Here is a 19,301-nt window from a genome sequence, read left to right on the forward strand (position 1 = left end):
GGGGTTCGACGACTCGCGGTCCCCGGTTCCGATGGCGGTGACCCGCCTCGCCCGGCTCCGCCGCGCTCGCGGTCCCCGATGCCAATGGCGGTGACCCGCCTCGCCCGGCTCCGCCGCGCTCGCGGTCCCCGATAGGGTGATGCGCTTAAGGGAGGTGGTGTGCGATGGTCGGCACCGACGGCACGGTCGCGGTGATGGGGGCGGGTGCGTGGGGCACGGCGCTGGCGAAGGTGCTCGCCGACGCCGGCAGTGCGGTCAAACTCTGGGCACGCCGGCCCGACATCGCCACCCAGATCAACGAATCCCGGCTCAACCCCGACTATCTGCCCGGCTTCACCGTGCCCGACGCGGTGCGTGCCACCTGCGATCCCGCGGAGGCGCTGGACGGCGTGACCACCGTCGTGCTGGCTGTACCGGCGCAGACCATGCGGGCCAACCTGCAGACCTGGACGCCGTACCTCACCACCAGTGCCACGCTGGTCAGCGTCGCCAAGGGCATCGAGCTGGGCACGCTGATGCGGATGAGCCAGGTGATCGTGGCGGTGACGGGATTCGATCCCGGCCAGGTCGCAGTGGTGTCGGGTCCCAACCTGGCGGCCGAGATCGCCGCCGGCCAGCCCGCGGCCACGGTGGTCGCCTGCACGGACTCCGGTCGTGCGGTGGCGCTGCAACGGATGCTCAACACCGGCTATTTCCGGCCCTACACCAACGCCGATGTCATCGGTACCGAGATCGGCGGCGCCTGCAAGAACATCATCGCGTTGGCCTGTGGGATGGCGGCGGGGGTGGGTCTGGGGGAGAACACCGCGGCCGCGATCATCACCCGCGGTCTCGCCGAGATCATTCGGCTGGGTGTGGCGCTGGGCGCCAAGGACACCACCCTGGCGGGCCTGGCCGGAGTAGGCGACCTGGTGGCGACCTGCACGTCGCCGCATTCGCGCAACCGTTCGTTCGGGGAGCGGCTCGGCCGGGGCGAGGCGTTGCCGCCGGCCCCCGGATCGGCGGGTTTGGCGAGCACCACCGACGGCCATGTCGTCGAAGGGGTGACCTCGTGTCAGTCGGTGCTGGCCCTGGCGTCGAGCTACGACGTGGAGATGCCCTTGACCGACGCGGTGCACCGGGTGTGCCACCAGGGGCTGTCGGTCACCGAGGCGGTGGCACTGCTGCTGGGACGTCACACCAAACCGGAGTGAGCCGCGACCGGTTTATGGGGCGGTCCAGCTTCGCCTCTCCTAGGCTCGCTAACCGCCCGGTACCCTCTGGCGTGTGAATTCCCACGAACGGACCCGCGTGGCCGTCGTCTTCGGCGGCCGCAGCAGTGAGCACGCCATCTCCTGTGTCTCAGCGGGCAGCATTCTGCGCAACCTCGACCCGCAACGCTTCGAGGTCGTCGCAGTAGGGATCACCCCGCAGGGCGCGTGGGTACTCACCGACGGCAACCCCGACACCCTGGCGATCACCGACCGGCAGCTGCCGTCGGTCACCACGGACTCGGGTGCCGAACTGGCGCTGGCGGCCGACCCCCAGCGGGCCGGTCAGCTGGTCGCGTTCTCCGCTGCGGGGCCCGCGGAGGTGCTGGAGTCGGTCGACGTGGTGTTTCCGGTGCTGCACGGCCCCTACGGCGAGGACGGCACCGTACAGGGGCTGCTGGAGTTGGCCGGGGTGCCCTATGTGGGGGCCGGGGTGCTGGCCAGCGCGGCGGGCATGGACAAGGAGTTCACCAAGAAGCTGCTGGCCGCCGACGGCCTGCCGATCGGGCCGTACGCGGTGTTGCGGGCCGCTCAGGAGACGCTGTCCGACGACGAGCGTCAGCGCCTGGGGCTTCCGCTGTTCGTCAAACCGGCGCGCGGCGGATCATCGATCGGCGTAAGCCGGGTGACGTCGTATGACGAGCTTCCCGCCGCGATCGCCGAGGCCCGCCGGCACGACCCGAAGGTCATCGTCGAGGCCGCGATCGTCGGCCGTGAGATCGAATGTGGCGTGCTCGAGTTCCCCGACGGCACGGTGGCCGCCAGCACGCTGGGCGAGATCCGGGTGGCCGGCACCTGCGACCCCGACGACGCGTTCTACGACTTCGCCACCAAGTACCTCGATGACGCCGCCGAACTCGACGTGCCGGCCAAGGTCGACGACGATGTCGCCGCCGCGGTGCAGCAGCTGGCCATCCGCGCGTTCGGCGCGCTGGACTGCCAGGGCCTGGCCCGGGTGGACTTCTTCCTGACCGACAGCGGTCCGGTGATCAACGAGATCAACACCATGCCCGGCTTCACCACGATCTCGATGTACCCGCGGATGTGGTCGGCCAGCGGCATGGACTATCCCACGCTGCTGGCGACCATGGTCGACACCGCGCTGGCTCGCGGGGTGGGCCTGCGCTGACGCGCCCACCGCCCACCGCCCGCCGCCGCGCCCGGCGCCCGCCGCCGCGCCGAGCGTGCACTCAGGGCGGAAAATCAGGCAGATTCTCGGCGTGAATGCACGCTCGGCGCAACTACTCAGCGCGGCGGGCCCGGCCGGATCGCCACCGGGGCCCACTTCGCGGCAATCAGATCCGAAATCTCCTGGATGGGCGTGGGCCCCGAACCCGGCGGCAGGGTGAGCGCCAGATAGGTACTCCGGTCCACCACATACCAGGTGGCGCGGTCACCTTCGCGAACCTCGAACCACTGCACGTGATCGACCACCTGGATGGGTGAACCCACCACGAAGTCCGCCGGCCGGTCCAGCCCGCAGCGCAGCACCACCGCAGCACCGTCCGCGGCGGTCCAGGCCGCCGCGCCCTGCGGGGCCGGTTCGGCCAGCTCGGCCCGCCGATAGTCGCCGAGCGCAGACGGCAGCGCGTCCAACACGGCATGGCAGTCGGCGCTGTCGGCCTGCGGGGCGGGCACCGTGGCGAGCCGGACCGGTTCGACGCCCCGCCCGCCCGGGTGGCGCACCGCGGCGACCGTCAGTGCGATACCCACCGCGGCGACGGCCACCACCAGCGCAAGGATCAGCGCCAGCCGCGGCGGCCCGTCGTCTGCATCGTTGTCCGGACCGATCACGCCCCGCCCACCATTCTGATCGCACCTACACTCCAGGCTGTGCGCGGTAATGAGCCCACGCTGGGTCAGCTTGGAGAGTTTCCCATGATCGACCGGCTGGTTGCCGGGCGCCGTCAGCCCGCCACCACGCAGCTGGGACCCGGCGACGACGCGGCGGTGGTGGGCTGCGCCGACGGCCGGGTGGTGGTCTCCACCGACATGCTGGTCGAAGGGCGGCATTTCCGGCTGGACTGGTCGGCCCCCGAGCAGGTCGGGCGCAAGGCCATCGCGCAGAACGCGGCCGATATCGAGGCGATGGGGGCACGCCCCACCGCTTTCGTGGTCGGTTTCGGGGCGCCCTCCAACACGCTTGCCGCCGACGCCGCGGCCCTGGCCGACGGGATGTGGGCCGAGGCAGAGCGCCTGGGCGCGGGCGTGGTCGGCGGCGACCTGGTTCAGGCCGACCGCTGGGTGGTGTCGGTGACGGTGCTGGGGGAGCTGGCCGGCCGGGCTCCGGTGCTGCGGTCTGGCGCGCGCCCCGGGGCGACGCTGGCGGTGGCCGGCGACCTGGGCCGCTCGGCGGCGGGGCTGCGGCTCTTGAGCGACGGTGCAGGGGGGTTCCCCGAGCTCGAGCAGCGGCATCTGGTCCCGGAGCCGCCCTACGGGCAGGGTGCGGTGGCCGCCGGCGCCGGCGCGCAGGCGATGACCGACGTCTCCGATGGACTGATCGCCGACCTGGGGCACCTGGCGGACGCGTCACAGGTGACGCTGGACGTGTCCACGGCGGCGCTGGCGTCCGATCACCGGGCGCTGGCTTCCGCGGCTGCGGCAGTCGGCGCCGACCCGTGGTCGTGGGTGCTGGGCGGGGGAGAGGACCACGCGCTGGTCGCCGCGTTTCCCGGCGGCGTGCCGGCCGGTTGGCGTGCCATCGGTCAGGTGCTGCCCGGGCCGGCGCGGGTGCTGGTCGACGGGGCGGCGTGGGACGGGCAGGCGGGCTGGCAGTCGTTCGATCCCGGCGCACCGTTACGTTGAGACACCATGAGTGCGCGTCCACTTCCCGAACTTGTCGAAAGCGGTTGGGCCACTGCGCTGGCGCCGGTGACCGATCAGGTAGCCGTGCTGGGAAAGTTCCTGCGTGAGGAGACGACGGCTGGTCGCGGCTATCTGCCGGAGGGGCAGAACATCTTGCGCGCCTTCAGCTTTCCGTTCGATGACGTTCGGGTGCTGATCGTCGGGCAGGACCCCTACCCGACGCCGGGTCACGCGGTGGGCCTGAGCTTCTCGGTGGCACCGCACGTGCGGCCGCTGCCGCGCAGCCTGGAGAACATCTTCACCGAGTACACCGCGGACCTGGGTTATCCCCGGCCCTCCAACGGCGATCTGTCCCCGTGGGCGCAGCGCGGTGTGCTACTGCTCAACAGGGTGCTGACGGTGCAACCGGGTGCGCCGGCGTCGCATCGCGGCAAGGGCTGGGAGGCGATCACCGAGTGTGCGATCCGCGCGCTGGTGGCCCGCCGACGGCCCATGGTGGCGATCTTGTGGGGCCGCGACGCCGGGACGCTCAAACCGATGCTCAACGAGCACTGCCTCACCATCGAGTCACCGCACCCGTCGCCGCTTTCGGCGTCGCGTGGGTTCTTCGGATCGCGTCCGTTCAGCCGCGCCAACGAGCTGCTGGCACAGTTGGGAGCCGAGCCGATCGACTGGCGTCTGCAGTGACGCCGCCACGGCGGCCGCCGTAGCGGGCGCCCGGGCAGCCGGGGAGCGCGGAGTTAGCCGCGGACGACCTTGCCGGCCTTGATGCACGAAGTGCAGGCGTTCAGGCGCTGCTTGTTACCGCCGGGACGGGCGGCGTGCACAACCTGGATGTTCGGGTCCCACCGACGGCTGGTCCGACGGTGCGAGTGGGACACCGACTTGCCGAAGCCGGGGCCCTTTCCGCAGATATCGCACACGGCAGCCATATGTGACACTCCTCAAAACGTCTGCTTGAGGGCCAACGACCTCAGCGGGTGGCCCGACAACCTGATCAGGATACCCGCCAGGCGGGGCAACCACCAAAACGCCCCGTCCCGACCGGACGTGCGTGAGCTGTGCTGTCGCCCGAAGTGATTAGGCTTGCGGCCACCGGAGGTGGCTGCAGGAAGGTGGGTGGAGGTGGGCAACCCCGATCGTCTGCTGGACGCGGCGACCTTGCGGGACTGGGCGCACACCGCCGTCGGCGACCTGATCACCCACACCGACGAGATCAACCAGCTCAACGTTTTCCCGGTCGCCGACTGCGACACCGGCACCAACATGCTGTTCACCATGCGCTCGGCCCTGGCCGAGGCCAACACCGAGGCCGCCTCGGGCGAGGTCGGCCGGGTGGCGGCCGCACTGTCGGCCGGAGCGCTGCACGGCGCCCGGGGCAACTCCGGGGTGATCCTGTCGCAGATCCTGCGAGGCCTGGCCGACGTGACGGCCGAACGCGGGGCCGCAACCACTGTGATCGACGCGGCGCTGCTCGCGGCCGGTTTAGGGCACGGGGTGGAGCTGGTGGTCACCTCGATGGGCGGGCGCGAGGTCCCCGGCACCATCGTGTCGGTGCTGCAGGCCGCGGCGGCTGCCGTGCGGCGGTCTGCGGAGCAGGGGGCCGAGTTGGGTCCGGCGCTGGTGGCGGGCACCGACGCCGCCGCCGAGGCGCTGGAGGCCACCACCACCCAGCTCGACGTGCTCGCCGAGGCCGGGGTGGTCGACGCGGGCGGTCGCGGCCTGCTGGTGCTGCTCGACGCGCTGCGTTCGACGATCACCGGGCAGGCCCCGGTGCGGGCCCGGTATCAACCGTCGCCCCGGCCCCGGACCCCCGAAGCGGGCACCGAGCCGCCGGCACCCCAGTTCGAGGTGATGTACCTGCTCGGCGAGTGCAGCCCCGACGACACCGAGGCCCTGCGGGAACGGCTGACGCAGCTCGGCGAGTCGGTCGCGATCGCGACCTCGGGCGTGGTCGGCGGATATTCGGTGCACGTGCACACCGATGACGCCGGTGCCGCCGTCGAGGCCGGGCTGGCGTTCGGCCGGCCGCGCCGGATCCAGATCTCGGCGCTGGCCGGGGCCGCCGGCCCGTCTCCGGGCAGCTGGACACGGGAGCGGGCGGTGCTCGCCGTGGTCGACGGCGACGGCGCCGAGGCGCTGTTCGACTCCGAAGGCGCCTGCGTACTGCGGCCGGACCCGCTCAGCGCCGAGCCGGTGATGATGGTCTCCGCGCAGCAGCTGCTGCGGGCGGTGGTCGACACCGGCGCAGCCCAGGTGATGCTGCTGCCCAACGGCTACGTCGCCGCCGAGGAGCTGGTGGCGGGCTGTACGGCGGCCATCGGGTGGGGGGTGGACGTGGTGCCGGTGCCGACCGGCTCGATGGTGCAGGGGCTGGCGGCACTGGCGGTGCACGATCCGGGCCGCCCGCTGGTCGACGACGGCTACACAATGGCCCGGGCGGCCGGCGGAACGCGGCTCGGGTCGGTGCGGGTGGCGACCGAACAAGCGCTGACCTGGGCGGGCGCCTGCCAACCCGGTGACGGCCTGGGCATCGCCGGCGACGAGGTGCTGATCGTGGCCCGCGATGTCGGAGCGGCGGCGATCGGTCTGATCGACCTGATGCTGGCTGCCGGCGGTGAGCTGGTGACGGTGCTGTTCGGGGCGGGCTTCGGCGGGGAGGTCATCGAGGTGTTGGCCCGGCACGTGCACGATCGGCACCCGGGTACCGAGCTGGCGACCTACTTCACCGGGCATCGGGGGGACGCACTGCTGATCGGGGTCGAGTGACGATGGTCACGTTGGCCGACCGGCTGGACTACGTGGTGGGTTCGGACGCTGCCGCCAAGCTCGACGAGTTCTTCGGAATCCGCACGGTCGACGACCTGTTGCGGCACTACCCCCGCAGCTACGTCGAGGGCGCGACCAAACGCGGCGTGGACGACGCCCAGGCGCTCGAGGGCGAACACATCACCCTGGTGGACACCATCGCGACCGCCGTGGCCAGACCGATGAGGCGCCAGCAGGGCCGGCGGCCCAACGAATATCTGGTGATCACCCTGGGCAGCGGCCAGCAGAAAGTCAGTGCCACCTTCTTCAACGCGCGCGGCCTGAAATACAAACTCACCCCGGGAACCCGGGTGATGCTGTCCGGCGAGGTCGGCTACTTCAACCGCAAACTTCAACTGACGCACCCCGACTTCCTCATCCTGGATGCGCCGAACCAGGACAACTTCGGCAGTGACTCGCTGCGCAACATCGCCGACGCCTCTCAGGCGATCAGTGGCGAAGTGCTGCAGTCGGAGTTCGAGCGGGCCTGCTATCCGATCTATCCGGCGAGCACCAAACTGCAGAGCTGGGACATCTTCTCCTGTGTGCGACAGGTTCTGGAAGTCCTCGACCCGGTGCCCGAGCCGCTGCCGGCCGCGCTGCTGGCCGAGCGCGGGCTGATCGGCGAGGACGAGGCGCTTCGCGCCATCCACCTCGCCGAGAACGCGGCGCAGCGCGAGCGGGCCCGCGAGCGACTGACTTTCGACGAGGCGGTGGGGTTGCAATGGGCGCTGGCCGCGCGCCGCAACGGCGAACTGTCCGAATCCGGGCCGTCGGCACCTGCGAGCAGCGACGGGCTGGCCGCGCAGATGGCGAGCCGGCTGCCCTTCGAACTGACCGCCGGGCAGCGCGAAGTGCTCGACGTTTTGCATGCTGAGTTGACCGCGACCCGCCCGATGAACCGGATGCTGCAGGGTGAGGTCGGCTCCGGAAAGACGGTGGTCGCGCTGCTGGCGATGCTGCAGATGGTCGACGCGGGTTACCAGTGCGCGTTGCTTGCTCCGACGGAAGTCCTTGCCGCTCAGCATGTTCGCTCAATTCGAGACATGCTCGGCCCGCTGGCCATGGGGGGTCAGCTCGGCGGTGCGGACCATGCCACCGCGGTGGCGTTGCTCACCGGGTCGATGTCGGCGCCGGCCAAGAAGCAGGTGCGGGCTCAGATCACCGACGGCAGCGCGGGGATCGTGGTGGGCACCCACGCCCTGTTGCAAGACTCCGTCGAGTTCCACCGGCTCGGCATGGTGGTGGTCGACGAACAGCATCGCTTCGGTGTGGAACAGCGCGATCAGTTGCGGGCCAAGGCTCCTGCGGGCATGACGCCGCATCTGCTGGTGATGACCGCGACGCCGATCCCGCGCACCGTGGCCCTGACCGTTTACGGCGACCTGGAGACCTCCACGCTGCGTGAGCTGCCACGCGGGCGGCAGCCGATCCGCTCCTCGGTGATCTTTGAGAAGACCAAACCGGCCTGGCTGCAACGGGCCTGGGAAAGGATCCGCGAAGAGGTCGCGTCCGGTCGGCAGGCCTACGTGGTGGCGCCGCGTATCGACGAGAACGACGAGCCCGCGGCGCAGGCCGGTGATCAGGGGCCGCTGCGCCCGTCGGCGACCGCGGTAGAGCTCTACGAGCGGTTGGGATCCGGGCCGTTGGCGGGACTGCGGCTCGGATTGATGCACGGCCGGTTGTCCGCCGATGAGAAGGACGCGGTGATGAGCGCGTTCCGGTCCGGGACGGTGGACGTGTTGGTGTGTACGACTGTGATCGAGGTCGGTGTCGACGTCCCGAATGCGACGGTGATGCTGGTGGCCGACGCCGACCGATTCGGTATCAGCCAGCTGCATCAGCTGCGCGGGCGGATCGGCCGTGGCGAGCACGCCAGCCTGTGCCTGCTGGTCACCTCGGCGACCGAGGGGTCCCGGGCCGGCAGGCGCCTGGAGGCCGTGGCCGCCACACTGGACGGCTTTGCGCTGGCCGACCTGGATCTTCGGGAACGCGGCGAGGGTGATGTGCTGGGCCGTACCCAGTCCGGCTGGCGCGGCGGACTGAAGCTGTTGTCGCTGACCGACCACGGCGAGGTCATCGAAGCGGCCCGGGAATGGTGCGACAAGGCCTGGGAAGCCGACCCCGACGATGCCGGGCTGGCAACGCTGGCAGCACATTTCACCGGTATCGAATACCTGGACAAGTCATGAACCCCCGTCGCAGGACCCTGCTGTGGATGGCCGTCGCGGCGGCGATCGCCGTGCTGGTGGCCTACCAGACCGTCTCGGCCTCCGGCCAGCGCAGCCGTGCCCTGGCAGCGCAGGCCGGGATGCCCACCGTGGCGCAGGGCACCGACGTCCTGGCCGGCATCTCGGTGGTGCCGGTGCGCACCCACCGTTACGACTACCGCCGCGAGCTGTTCGGCCAGGCCTGGGACGACGACAACGACGCCCCGGGCGGACGCAACGGCTGCGACACCCGCAACGACATCCTCAACCGCGATCTGGTGGACATCACGCGGGTCTCGACCAAACGCTGCCCCGCCGCGGTGGCCACCGGAACCCTGCACGACCCCTACACCAATGCCGTCGTCGCCTTCACCCGCGGCGCCAAGATCGGCGAAGCCGTGCAGATCGACCACATCGTCCCGCTGGCCTACGCCTGGGACATGGGAGCTTCGGGCTGGACCTACCGCCAGCGGCTGCGCTTCGCCAACGACCCCGCCAACCTGCTGGCGGTCGCCGGGCGGGCAAACCAGGACAAGGGGGACGCCGGCCCGGGGCAGTGGATGCCGCCGAACCGGTCGTTCGCCTGTCAGTATGCGATCGCCTACCTCGCGGTGCTGCGCGGCTACGAGCTGCGACTCGATCAGCCGTCAGCGGAGGTACTGCGCAACGCCGCGGCAACCTGTCCGACCGGGTAAGGGTGCAGCGACGGGGGACAGACGGCCGCGGGATGGCCTAGGTGCCGGTGTAGGTCAGCGGGTCTTCGCGCACCCGGGTGCCGTCGTTGAGGCCGTTGAGGCTGTCCATGTGCTCCTGGGCCAGCTCGAAGCCGAACACGTCGAGGTTGGCGGCGATGCGCTCCGGCTGGGCCGAGCGGGGGATCACCACGTTGCCCAGCTGCAGGCTCCATCGGATCAGTACCTGCGCCGGAGTCTTGCCGTACTCGGCGGCGATCGCGGTCACCGTCGGGTGGTCGAGCAGGCGGCCCACCGCCAGCGGGCTGTAAGCCTCCGTGACGATGCCGCGCTCAGCGTTGGCGGCACGCAGCTCGGCCTGGTTGAGCAGCGGGTGCAGCTCGATCTGGTTGACCGCCGGTGTCTCGAACGCCAAGTCGATCAGATCGTCGATGTGCTGGGTGGTGAAGTTGCACACCCCGATCGACCGGGCCAGTCCCATCTCGCGGGTCTGGATCAGCCCGCCGAAGCTGTCGACGTACATGCCCAGCGGCGGAGCCGGCCAATGGATCAGGTAGAGATCCATGTAGTCCATCCCGAGCCGCTCCAGGCTGGCCTTGCAGGCCTCGATGGCGGCGGTCAGACCCTGGTCGGCGTTGGCCAGCTTGGTGGTGACGAACACCTCCTCGCGCGGGATTCCCGACGCGGCGATGGCCCGGCCCACCGCGGCCTCGTTGCCGTACACCTTGGCGGTGTCGATCAGCCGGCAGCCCAGTTCGAGCGCCGTTGATACGGCCCGCTCGGTTTCGGCCTCGGACAACTCGCCCACCCCGATGCCCAGAGTCGGCATGGTGTGACCGTCGTTGAGCGTGACGGAGGGGATCGCAGTGCCCGACGTCATTTCACCTACCTGTGTAATCGAACGTTCGTGGATCGGGCCCCAGCCGGGCGCCGTCGTCGAGCGAGGATATCTCGGCCATCTCTGACGTGCCGAGTTCGAAGTCGAAGACGTCGAAGTTGCCGACGATGCGCTCGGGGTGGACCGATTTCGGAATCACGATATTACCCAGCTGGATATGCCATCGGATCAGCACCTGTGCCGGGGTCTTGCCGCACCGCCGCGCCACCGCGGCGACCGTCGGATGTGTCAGCAGCGAACCGCGCCCCAACGGCGCCCAGGCCTCGGTGGCGATGCCGAGACGGGCGTGCAGCGCACGCAGTTCGGGCTGGCTGAAGCGGGGGTGCAGCTCGATCTGATTGACCACCGGCACGATCCCGATCGCGTCGATGAGCACCTTGAGGTGATCGGCGGCGAAATTGCTCACCCCGATCGAGCGGATCCGGCCCTGATCCCGCAGGTGGGCCATGGCCCGGAAGGTCTCGACGAACTTGCCGCGCATCGGCAGGGGCCAGTGGATCAGGTACAGGTCCAGAACGTCCAGTCCGAGCCGGTCCATGCTCGCGTCGAACGCCCTCAGCGTCGAGTCGTAGCCCTGGTCGGCGTTCCACACCTTGGTGACCACATAGACCTGGTCGCGCCCCAGCCCAGAGGCTGCGACGGCGCGGCCCACCTCGCGTTCGTTGCCGTAGAGGGCCGCGGTGTCGATGTGGCGGTAGCCGGCCGCCAGCGCACTGCTCACCGCGCGTTCGGTCTCGGCGGGGGAAATCTTGTAAACCCCGAATCCGACGCTGGGGATGGAATTACCGTCGTTGAGCGTGACCGAACGCAAGTTATCGCCAGCAACCATGCCACGAAGTCTGCCAGCCGGGCCCGGTTCCGGGCGGGGTGGCAGGTGGTCCGATCAGCTGCAGAACACCTTGGTGAACGTCGGCATGAAGGTCACTCCGAGGCTGCCGGTCGGGGTGCAGCGGCTCCTGACCGGCGGGCGGTCGGTGACTATCGACGGCAAGACCCTCGACCCAACGCTGCGATTGACGCTGGCCGCGCAGCACGCGATGGGCGTCCACGGATTGGTCATCGGCGACGACCCGGACGCCTCCCGCGCCCAGTTGCGCCTGACCTCCGCCGGGCTCGGCGGGGGCGACATCCGCGTCGACGTACGCGACCTCGTGTTGCCCGGCCCCGCCGGCGACATCGCCGCTCGGCACTACCGCCCGCCCGGTGACGGCGGCAAGCCGCTGCTGGTCTTCTTCCACGGTGGCGGATTTGTGCTCGGCGACTTAGACAGCCACGACGCGATCTGTCGGCTGACCTGCCGTGACGGCGACGTTGCGGTGCTGTCGGTGGATTACCGGCTGGCGCCGGAGCATCCCGCGCCGGCGGCACTCGACGACGCCTGCGCGGCCTTCCGCTGGGCCGTCGACCACGCCGCCGAACTGGGCGGACTGACCGGCCGGGTCGGTGTCGGCGGAGACAGCGCGGGCGCCAACCTGGCCGCCGGGGTGGCGCTGCGGGCCCGCGACGAGGGCGGGCCGGCGCCTGTCCTGCAGTGGCTGATCTACCCGGTGGCCGACTGCACCGCCCAGACCCGCTCGCGCACCCTCTACGGGGAGGGTTTCCTGCTGACCAAGCACGACATCGACTGGTTCACCGAGCAATATGTGGGCCGATCGCAGCTCGAACCCAGTGACCCGCGGGTGTCTCCGCTGCTGGCCGACGACCTGTCGGGACTGCCGCCGGTACTGATGGCGCTGGCGGGCTTCGATCCGCTCTACGACGAGGGCGAGCAGTTCGCTGCGGCCCTGCGCGAAGCCGGAGTCGTCGTCGACCTGCGGCGGATGCCGACCTTGACGCACGCGTTCATCAATCTGTTCGGTCTGGGCGGCGGCAGCGCGACTGCCACCGGTGAGCTGATCTCGGCGCTGCGCGCCCACCTCAGCCGCGGCTGAGGCCGCTCACGCCGGTACTGTAGAACCGCAAAACCGACCACCGAAGACGAGGACCAACCGACTGTGGCCAGCAAACCCAAACGCCCCGGCGCCTCCGGCTTGAAGGCCGGCGACCAGAAACGCAATCTCGCCATGCAGATCGGGCTGGTCGCCATCGTGGTGGTCTTCGCGGTGGGTCTGATCGGCTACATCGTGGTGTCCAACGGCCACAAGAAGGGCGCCAGCGCCGGCGAGGCGGTCCGGGTCACCTCGAGCAAGCTGGTCACCAAGGAGGGCACCGACGAGCCCAAGGCCGTTCTGACGTTCTATGAGGACTTCCTCTGCCCGGCCTGCGGCAACCTGGAGCGGGCCTTCGGTCCGACCGTGTCCCGGCTGATCGACAGCGGGGCGATCGCCGCCGACTACCACATGGTCGCGATCCTGGACCGGCCGCAGAACGACAACTACTCGTCGCGTGCCGGTGCCGCCGCCTACTGCGTCGCCGACGAGAGCAACGACGCCTTCCGCCGGTTCCACACCGCGCTCTACACCGAGCAGCTTCAGCCGTCGGAGATCGGGACCGACTTCCCGGACAACAAGCGCCTCATCGAACTGGCCCGCCAGGCCGGGGCCGCCGGGACCGTTCCGGCGTGCATCAACAGCGGCAAGTACCTCAAGATGGTGGGCGGCATGGCCGCGGCCGGCGGCATCCACGCCACCCCCACGTTGCGGATCAACGGCGAGGACTACCGGCCCTCCACCCCCGAGGCCCTGGTCTCCAAGATCCGCGAGATCGTCGGTGACCTGCCGGGCATGTCGGTGCCCCCGGCCCCGGAGTCGTGACCATCACCGCTTCGGCGGTAGAACCGCACGAGCAGCAGTCGGTGCCGCTCGCCGCGTCGCGGGCCTGGGCGGTGCTGATCGGCGGAGTCATCGGACTGGCCGCCTCGGTCACGCTGACCGTCGAGAAGATCAAGCTGCTGCTGGACTCGGGGTACGTGCCGTCGTGCAACCTCAACCCGGTGCTGTCCTGCGGGTCGGTGATGGTCACCCCGCAGGCCTCCGTGCTGGGCTTCCCCAACCCGCTGCTGGGGATCATCGCCTTCACCGTGGTGATCGTCACCGGTGTGCTCGCTGTCGGGAAAGTTTCACTGCCCCGGTGGTATTGGAACGGGTTGGCGGTGGGCACCCTGGCGGGGGCCGGGTTCGTACACTGGCTGATCTTCCAGAGCCTGTACCGCATCGGAGCGCTGTGCCCGTACTGCATGGTGGTCTGGGCGGTCACGCTGTGCCTGCTGGTGATATTCGCAGCCCTGGCATATGAGCAGAGCGGTATACGCAACAATTTGCAATATTTGCACCGGTGGCGCTGGACCGTGGCTGCGTTATGGTTTATCGCGTTATTCCTGTTGATATTTATTCGGTTTCAGGACTACTGGATAACGCTGTTCTAGGGGTGGATGTGATCTCCAAAGTGCTGGTGGCCAACCGCGGGGAGATCGCTGTCCGTGCCTTCCGTGCCGCCTGCGAACTCGGGGTCGGCACCGTGGCCGTCTATCCCTATGAGGACCGCAACTCGCTGCACCGGCTCAAGGCAGACGAGTCCTATCAGATCGGCGAAGAGGGCCATCCGGTTCGCGCCTACCTGTCGGTCGACGAGATCGTCGGCACCGCGATCCGCTGCGGCGCCGACGCGGTGTACCCGGGCTACGGGTTTCTCTCCGAGAATCCCCGGCTGGCCCAGGCGTGCGCGGACGCCGGCATCACCTTCGTCGGTCCCAGTGCCGCGGTATTGGCGCTGACCGGGAACAAGTCCCGCGCGGTGGCAGCCGCGCGGGAGGCGGGCCTGCCGGTGCTGGCATCGTCGGCGCCGTCGACATCGGTGGCGCAGTTGCTCGCCGCGGCCCAGGACATGACCTTCCCCCTGTTCGTCAAGGCGGTGGCCGGCGGTGGCGGGCGCGGTATGCGCCGTGTGGCCGACGCCGACGCGCTGGCAGAAGCCGTGGAGGCCGCCAGCCGCGAAGCGGATTCGGCGTTCGGGGACGCCCACGTCTACCTCGAGCAGGCGGTGGTGAACCCGCGGCACATCGAGGTCCAGATCCTGGCGGACAACCACGGCAACGTGATCCACCTCTACGAGCGCGACTGCAGCGTTCAGCGCCGCCATCAGAAGGTCGTCGAGCTGGCGCCGGCGCCGAATCTGGATCCCGCACTGCGCGAGAAGATCTGCGCCGACGCCGTCGCCTTCGCACGCCACATCGGTTACACCTGTGCGGGCACGGTGGAATTCCTCGTCGACGAACGCGGTCACCACGTGTTCATCGAGATGAATCCCCGGATCCAGGTGGAGCACACCGTCACCGAAGAGATCACCGATGTGGACCTGGTCTCGTCGCAGCTTCGGATCGCAGCGGGCGAGTCGCTGGCGGACCTCGGGTTGTCGCAGGACTCGATCACGCTGCACGGTGCGGCGCTGCAATGCCGTATCACCACCGAGGATCCGGCCAACGGCTTCCGGCCCGACACCGGGCGCATCAGCGCCTACCGCAGTCCGGGCGGGGCCGGCATCCGGCTGGACGGCGGTACCAACCTGGGTGCGGAGGTCAGCGCCCACTTCGACTCGATGCTGGTCAAACTGACCTGTCGGGGAAGGGATTTCCCCACCGCGGTGAAGCGGGCCCGCCGGGCCATCGCGGAGTTCCGCATCCGCGGGGTGGCCACCAACATCCCGTTCCTGCAGGCGGTTCTCGACGACCCGGACTTCTCAGCCGGGCACGTCACCACCTCGTTCATCGATGAGCGGCCGCAACTGCTCACCGCGCGTGCCTCGGCCGACCGCGGCACGCGAATCCTGAACTACCTGGCCGATGTCACCGTCAACAGTCCGCACGGCACCCGGCCGTCGGCGGTCTACCCGCGTGACAAGCTGCCCGAGTTGGACCTGACGGTGCCACCGCCGCCGGGTTCCAAGCAGCGACTGGTCGAGCTGGGGCCAGAAGGTTTCGCCCGCTGGCTCCGGGACTCACCGGCCCTGCGCGTCACCGACACCACGTTCCGGGACGCCCACCAGTCGTTGCTGGCCACCCGGGTGCGCACCAGCGGGTTGGTCAAGGTGGCGCCGTACGTGGCCCGCACCATGCCCGAGCTGCTTTCGGTCGAGTGCTGGGGCGGAGCCACCTACGATGTCGCGCTGCGGTTTTTGAAGGAAGACCCCTGGGAGCGGCTGGCCGCGTTGCGCGAGACGCTGCCCAACATCTGCCTGCAGATGCTGCTGCGCGGCCGTAACACCGTCGGTTACACGCCCTACCCGGAGCTGGTGACCTCGGCGTTCGTGCAAGAGGCAGCCGAAACCGGCATTGATATCTTCCGGATCTTCGATGCGCTCAACAACGTCGAGTCGATGCTTCCCGCCATCGACGCGGTGCGGGAAACCGGCAGTGCGGTAGCCGAAGTCGCCATGTGCTACACCGGGGATCTGGCCAGTCCGGACGAAAAGCTCTACACGCTGGACTACTACCTGAGGCTCGCCGAACAGATCGTCGGTGCCGGGGCGCATGTGCTGGCGATCAAGGACATGGCGGGACTGTTGCGTCCCGCCGCGGCGAGCACCCTGGTGAGCGCGCTGCAAAGTCGCTTCGACCTGCCTATCCACGTGCACACCCACGACACCGCCGGTGGTCAGCTCGCCAGTTACGTCGCCGCATGGCAGGCCGGAGCGGACGCCGTCGACGGTGCGGCCGCGCCCCTGGCGGGAACCACCAGCCAACCATCGTTGAGTTCGATCATCGCCGCCGCGGCCCACACCGGCTATGACACCGGGATCTCGCTGGACGCGGCCTGTGACCTGGAGCCGTACTGGGAGGCGCTGCGAAAGGTGTACGCGCCGTTCGAGTCCGGTCTGGCGGCGCCGACCGGGAGGGTGTACCGCCACGAGATACCCGGCGGCCAGCTGTCGAATCTGCGCCAGCAGGCCAAGGCGCTGGGGCTGGCGGACCGGTTCGAGGACGTGGAGGCCAACTATGCGGCCGCCGATGCCATCCTCGGCCGGCTGATCAAGGTCACCCCCAGTTCGAAGGTGGTCGGAGACCTGGCGCTGGCGCTGGTCGGAGCCGGCGTGAGCGCCGAGGAGTTCGCCGCGGACCCGTCCCGGGTCGACATCCCGGATTCGGTGATCGGTTTCCTGCGCGGCGAGTTGGGCGAGCCGGCCGGCGGCTGGCCGGAACCGTTGCGCGCCAAGGCACTGGTCGGCAGGGGCGCCCCGCGGGAGGTCCAGCAGCTCTCGGCAGACGACGAGGCCGTGCTGGGCAAGTCCGGGCCGCAACGTCAGGCCCGGCTCAATCACCTGCTGTTCCCCGGCCCCACCAAGGAATTCGAGGCGCATCGGGAACTCTATGGCGACATCTCGAGACTGTCGGCCAACCAGTTCTTCTACGGCTTGCGTCAAGGCGAGGAACACCGGGTGCGGCTGGAGCGCGGGGTGGAGCTGCTGATCGGGCTCGAGGCCATCTCCGAGCCGGATGAACGCGGCATGCGCACGGTGATGTGCATCATCAACGGTCAGCTGCGGCCGGTCGAGGTCCGAGACCGCAGCGTGGCCAGCGTGGTGCCGGTCGCGGAGAAGGCGGACCGGAACAAGCCCGGCCATATCGCCGCACCGTTTGCCGGCGTGGTCACAATCGGGGTGGCCGAGGGGCAGAAGGTGAGCGCGGGACAGACCGTCGCCACCATCGAGGCGATGAAGATGGAGGCGGCCATCACGGCGCCCACCGATGGAACCGTCGCCCGGGTGGCGGTGGCGGCCACCGCCCAGGTCGAAGGCGGCGACCTGCTGGTGGTGTTGAGCTGATCGCCGGTGTGGACGCCCAGCGCAGCTGTGCGCACAGGGCGCGGTCATGACCCGTATCGTCGGCGGCGCAGCGGGCGGGCGGCGCATCGCCGTGCCGCCGCGCGGTACCCGGCCGACCACCGATCGGGTGCGCGAGGCCCTGTTCAACATGCTGGATGCCCGGATGGACCTCACCGACATGGCGGTGCTGGATTTGTACGCCGGGTCCGGAGCGTTGGGTTTGGAAGCGTTGTCTCGCGGCGCTGCGACGGCGCTGTTCGTCGAATCCGACCGTCGCGCAGGCGATGTGCTGGCGGCCAACATCGCATCGCTGGGACTGGCCGGTGCGGTGTTGCGCCGCGGGACAGTGGCTGCGGTGCTCACCGCGGGAACCGGGACTCCGGTGGATCTGGTGCTGGCCGACCCGCCGTATGAGGTAGAGGCGGCCGAAATCGACGCGCTGCCAGGACTGTTGGCCGCCGGCGGTTGGGCTGCCCCGGGCACTGTCGTGGTGATCGAGCGTGCCGCCGCCAGCCCGGCGGTGAGCTGGCCGCAGGGCTGGCAGGCCTGGCCGTCGCGCCGGTACGGCGACACTCGCCTGGATCTGGCCGAACGGGAGTAGCGGCGAACGCAGGCGATTCGAAGCCGGGCGTGTAGCGTCGACCCCTATGAGCGGCGCCGTTTGCCCCGGTTCCTTCGATCCGGTGACCCTGGGACATGTGGACATCCTGGAGCGGGCGGCCGCCCAGTTCGACGAGGTGGTGGCCGCCGTGCTGGTCAACCCCGCCAAGCAGGGGATGTTCACCCTCGACGAGCGCCTCGAGATGATCGCCGAAGCCACCGCCCATCTGCCCAACGTGCGTGCCGAGTCCGGCAGGGGATTGGTGGTGGACTTCGTCCGGGAGCGGGGGCTGACCGCGATCGTCAAAGGCCTGCGCACCGGCACCGACTTCGAGTACGAGCTGCAGATGGCCCAGATGAACAAGCACATCGCCGGTGTCGACACGTTTTTCGTGGCGACCACGCCGCGCTATTCATTCGTGTCGTCATCGCTGGCCAAAGAGGTGGCCTCGATGGGCGGAGATGTCAGCGACCTGTTGCCCGAGCCGGTGAACCGGCGCCTGGCGGCCAAATTGGCCGGCCGCTGAGACGACCGCGGCCTACGTCGGCGCCAACCCCAAACGGCGCGCGGTCGCCGCGCGCACGGCGGACAGTCCCCTCGTGACGCCCAGGACGCGCAGCGCCGCCTCGGCAGTGGTCCAGGGATAGTCCGGGGGGCAGGAGCCGTCGTCGGAGCGGCGATTGATGACCGCCTCCACCAGCCGGAAGGGCAGGTCGACGGCGTCGGCGGGGCCGCCGTGTTCGTCGATCACTGCCTGCGACAGCTGCTGATAGTGGCTGCGCAGGGTCTCGCGCTGCCGGCGGAACGCGGCGAAACGCTCCAAGCGGAGCTCGGGAAGCAGATAGAGCGTGCCCAGATTCCAGGTTCCGCCACACAATTGGGCGGTGTCGGCGACGACGAGGGCGTGCAGCCGGGCAGCGCTGGGCCCGTCCTCGGCCAGCAGCTCGGCGGCGAGTTGTACCGACGCGTCGACGGTGCCGGCCAGCAGTGCGTCCAGCATGTCGTCCTTGGCGGCGAAGTGGTGATACAGCGAGGCCTGTTGCATGCCGACGCTGGCGGCGATGCGTCGGGTGGAGGTGGCCGCGTAGCCGACGGTGGTGAACAGCTCCGCCGCGGCATCAAGGATCTCGTCGCGGGCGCTGCGCCCGGGCCGGCTGGAGGCTACGAGCCGGGGACGTCCTCGGCGATCGATCTGCACGCCTTACTGCCTATCACGATTGCCCAGCCCCGTTACCGATCACAGGAGGCGGCCCCCGCCCGCTAAAAACTATCACTTGATAG

Annotated in this window: 18 protein-coding genes; 13 read left to right on the forward strand and 5 right to left on the reverse strand. The window is 69.7% G+C overall.

Annotated features, from left to right (window positions below; all coding sequences use genetic code 11):
• Positions 1-164: 164 nt before the first annotated feature.
• Both AWC02_RS20075 and AWC02_RS20080 read left to right on the forward strand, forming a co-directional pair.
• Positions 165-1,193 (forward strand): NAD(P)H-dependent glycerol-3-phosphate dehydrogenase, encoded by a 1,029-nt coding sequence (locus AWC02_RS20075; protein ID WP_085130527.1) that lies wholly within the window; start codon positions 165-167, stop codon positions 1,191-1,193.
• A 73-nt stretch (positions 1,194-1,266) separates the two neighbouring features.
• Positions 1,267-2,379: a D-alanine--D-alanine ligase family protein gene (locus AWC02_RS20080; protein ID WP_085130529.1), complete on the forward strand. Its 1,113-nt coding sequence runs from the start codon at positions 1,267-1,269 to the stop codon at positions 2,377-2,379.
• A 116-nt stretch (positions 2,380-2,495) separates the two neighbouring features.
• On the opposite strand, the gene AWC02_RS20085 is transcribed toward AWC02_RS20080, so the two are convergent.
• Positions 2,496-3,041: a DUF3515 domain-containing protein gene (locus tag AWC02_RS20085; RefSeq protein WP_109561102.1), complete on the reverse strand. Its 546-nt coding sequence runs from the start codon at positions 3,039-3,041 to the stop codon at positions 2,496-2,498.
• A 42-nt stretch (positions 3,042-3,083) separates the two neighbouring features.
• Between AWC02_RS20085 and AWC02_RS20090 the strand changes: the two genes are divergently transcribed.
• Positions 3,084-4,055, forward strand: a complete 972-nt coding sequence (locus AWC02_RS20090; RefSeq protein WP_272818995.1) for a thiamine-phosphate kinase — start codon at positions 3,084-3,086, stop codon at positions 4,053-4,055.
• Between the two features lie 6 nt (positions 4,056-4,061).
• Positions 4,062-4,742 (forward strand): uracil-DNA glycosylase, encoded by a 681-nt coding sequence (locus AWC02_RS20095; RefSeq protein WP_085130533.1) that lies wholly within the window; start codon positions 4,062-4,064, stop codon positions 4,740-4,742.
• A gap of 53 nt (positions 4,743-4,795) precedes the next feature.
• Here AWC02_RS20095 and rpmB read toward each other — a convergent pair whose 3' ends face one another.
• A complete protein-coding gene (gene rpmB / locus AWC02_RS20100) occupies positions 4,796-4,987 on the reverse strand; it encodes a 50S ribosomal protein L28 (protein ID WP_024443272.1) in 192 nt (63 codons plus the stop codon).
• Positions 4,988-5,180: 193 nt separating this feature from the next.
• Between rpmB and AWC02_RS20105 the strand changes: the two genes are divergently transcribed.
• The 3 genes from AWC02_RS20105 to AWC02_RS20115 are packed head-to-tail and all read left to right on the forward strand — an operon-like array spanning position 5,181 to position 9,768.
• Entirely contained in the window at positions 5,181-6,824 is a 1,644-nt protein-coding gene (locus AWC02_RS20105; RefSeq protein WP_085130795.1) for a DAK2 domain-containing protein, read from the forward strand.
• 2 nt (positions 6,825-6,826) lie between these two features.
• Entirely contained in the window at positions 6,827-9,055 is a 2,229-nt protein-coding gene (gene recG, locus AWC02_RS20110; RefSeq protein WP_085130535.1) for an ATP-dependent DNA helicase RecG, read from the forward strand.
• Positions 9,052-9,768, forward strand: coding sequence for an HNH endonuclease family protein (locus AWC02_RS20115; RefSeq protein WP_085130537.1), 717 nt, complete (start codon positions 9,052-9,054; stop codon positions 9,766-9,768). Before recG ends, AWC02_RS20115 begins: the two co-directional genes overlap by 4 nt.
• A 37-nt stretch (positions 9,769-9,805) precedes the next feature.
• On the opposite strand, the gene AWC02_RS20120 is transcribed toward AWC02_RS20115, so the two are convergent.
• Together AWC02_RS20120 and AWC02_RS20125 are read right to left on the reverse strand one after the other, a co-directional pair.
• A complete protein-coding gene (locus AWC02_RS20120) occupies positions 9,806-10,645 on the reverse strand; it encodes an aldo/keto reductase (RefSeq protein ID WP_085130539.1) in 840 nt (279 codons plus the stop codon).
• A 1-nt stretch (position 10,646) separates the two neighbouring features.
• Positions 10,647-11,492: an aldo/keto reductase gene (locus AWC02_RS20125; protein ID WP_207568096.1), complete on the reverse strand. Its 846-nt coding sequence runs from the start codon at positions 11,490-11,492 to the stop codon at positions 10,647-10,649.
• Here AWC02_RS20125 and AWC02_RS20130 point away from each other — a divergent pair.
• The 6 genes from AWC02_RS20130 (at position 11,491) to coaD (ending at position 18,546) form a co-directional block, all read left to right on the forward strand.
• On the forward strand, positions 11,491-12,594 hold the full coding sequence (locus AWC02_RS20130) for an alpha/beta hydrolase (RefSeq protein WP_085130541.1): 1,104 nt from the start codon (positions 11,491-11,493) through the stop codon (positions 12,592-12,594). The genes AWC02_RS20125 and AWC02_RS20130 overlap by 2 nt on opposite strands.
• A gap of 63 nt (positions 12,595-12,657) precedes the next feature.
• Complete coding sequence (locus AWC02_RS20135; RefSeq protein WP_085130543.1) at positions 12,658-13,416, forward strand: DsbA family protein; 759 nt, start codon at positions 12,658-12,660, stop codon at positions 13,414-13,416.
• A gap of 2 nt (positions 13,417-13,418) precedes the next feature.
• A complete protein-coding gene (locus AWC02_RS20140; RefSeq protein WP_237160563.1) occupies positions 13,419-14,027 on the forward strand; it encodes a vitamin K epoxide reductase family protein in 609 nt (202 codons plus the stop codon).
• Positions 14,028-14,035: 8 nt separating this feature from the next.
• Positions 14,036-17,419 carry a pyruvate carboxylase gene (locus tag AWC02_RS20145; RefSeq protein ID WP_085130799.1) on the forward strand — a complete coding sequence of 1,128 codons (3,384 nt, stop codon included), beginning with the start codon at positions 14,036-14,038 and terminating at the stop codon, positions 17,417-17,419.
• 25 nt (positions 17,420-17,444) lie between these two features.
• Complete coding sequence (rsmD, locus tag AWC02_RS20150; RefSeq protein ID WP_272818997.1) at positions 17,445-18,020, forward strand: 16S rRNA (guanine(966)-N(2))-methyltransferase RsmD; 576 nt, start codon at positions 17,445-17,447, stop codon at positions 18,018-18,020.
• A gap of 46 nt (positions 18,021-18,066) precedes the next feature.
• Entirely contained in the window at positions 18,067-18,546 is a 480-nt protein-coding gene (gene coaD, locus AWC02_RS20155) for a pantetheine-phosphate adenylyltransferase (RefSeq protein WP_046317394.1), read from the forward strand.
• Between the two features lie 12 nt (positions 18,547-18,558).
• On the opposite strand, the gene AWC02_RS20160 is transcribed toward coaD, so the two are convergent.
• Positions 18,559-19,218: a TetR/AcrR family transcriptional regulator gene (locus AWC02_RS20160; RefSeq protein WP_085130549.1), complete on the reverse strand. Its 660-nt coding sequence runs from the start codon at positions 19,216-19,218 to the stop codon at positions 18,559-18,561.
• Positions 19,219-19,301 lie beyond the last annotated feature (83 nt).

The sequence above is a fragment of the Mycolicibacter engbaekii genome (assembly GCF_002101585.1).
GTDB lineage: Bacteria > Actinomycetota > Actinomycetes > Mycobacteriales > Mycobacteriaceae > Mycobacterium > Mycobacterium engbaekii.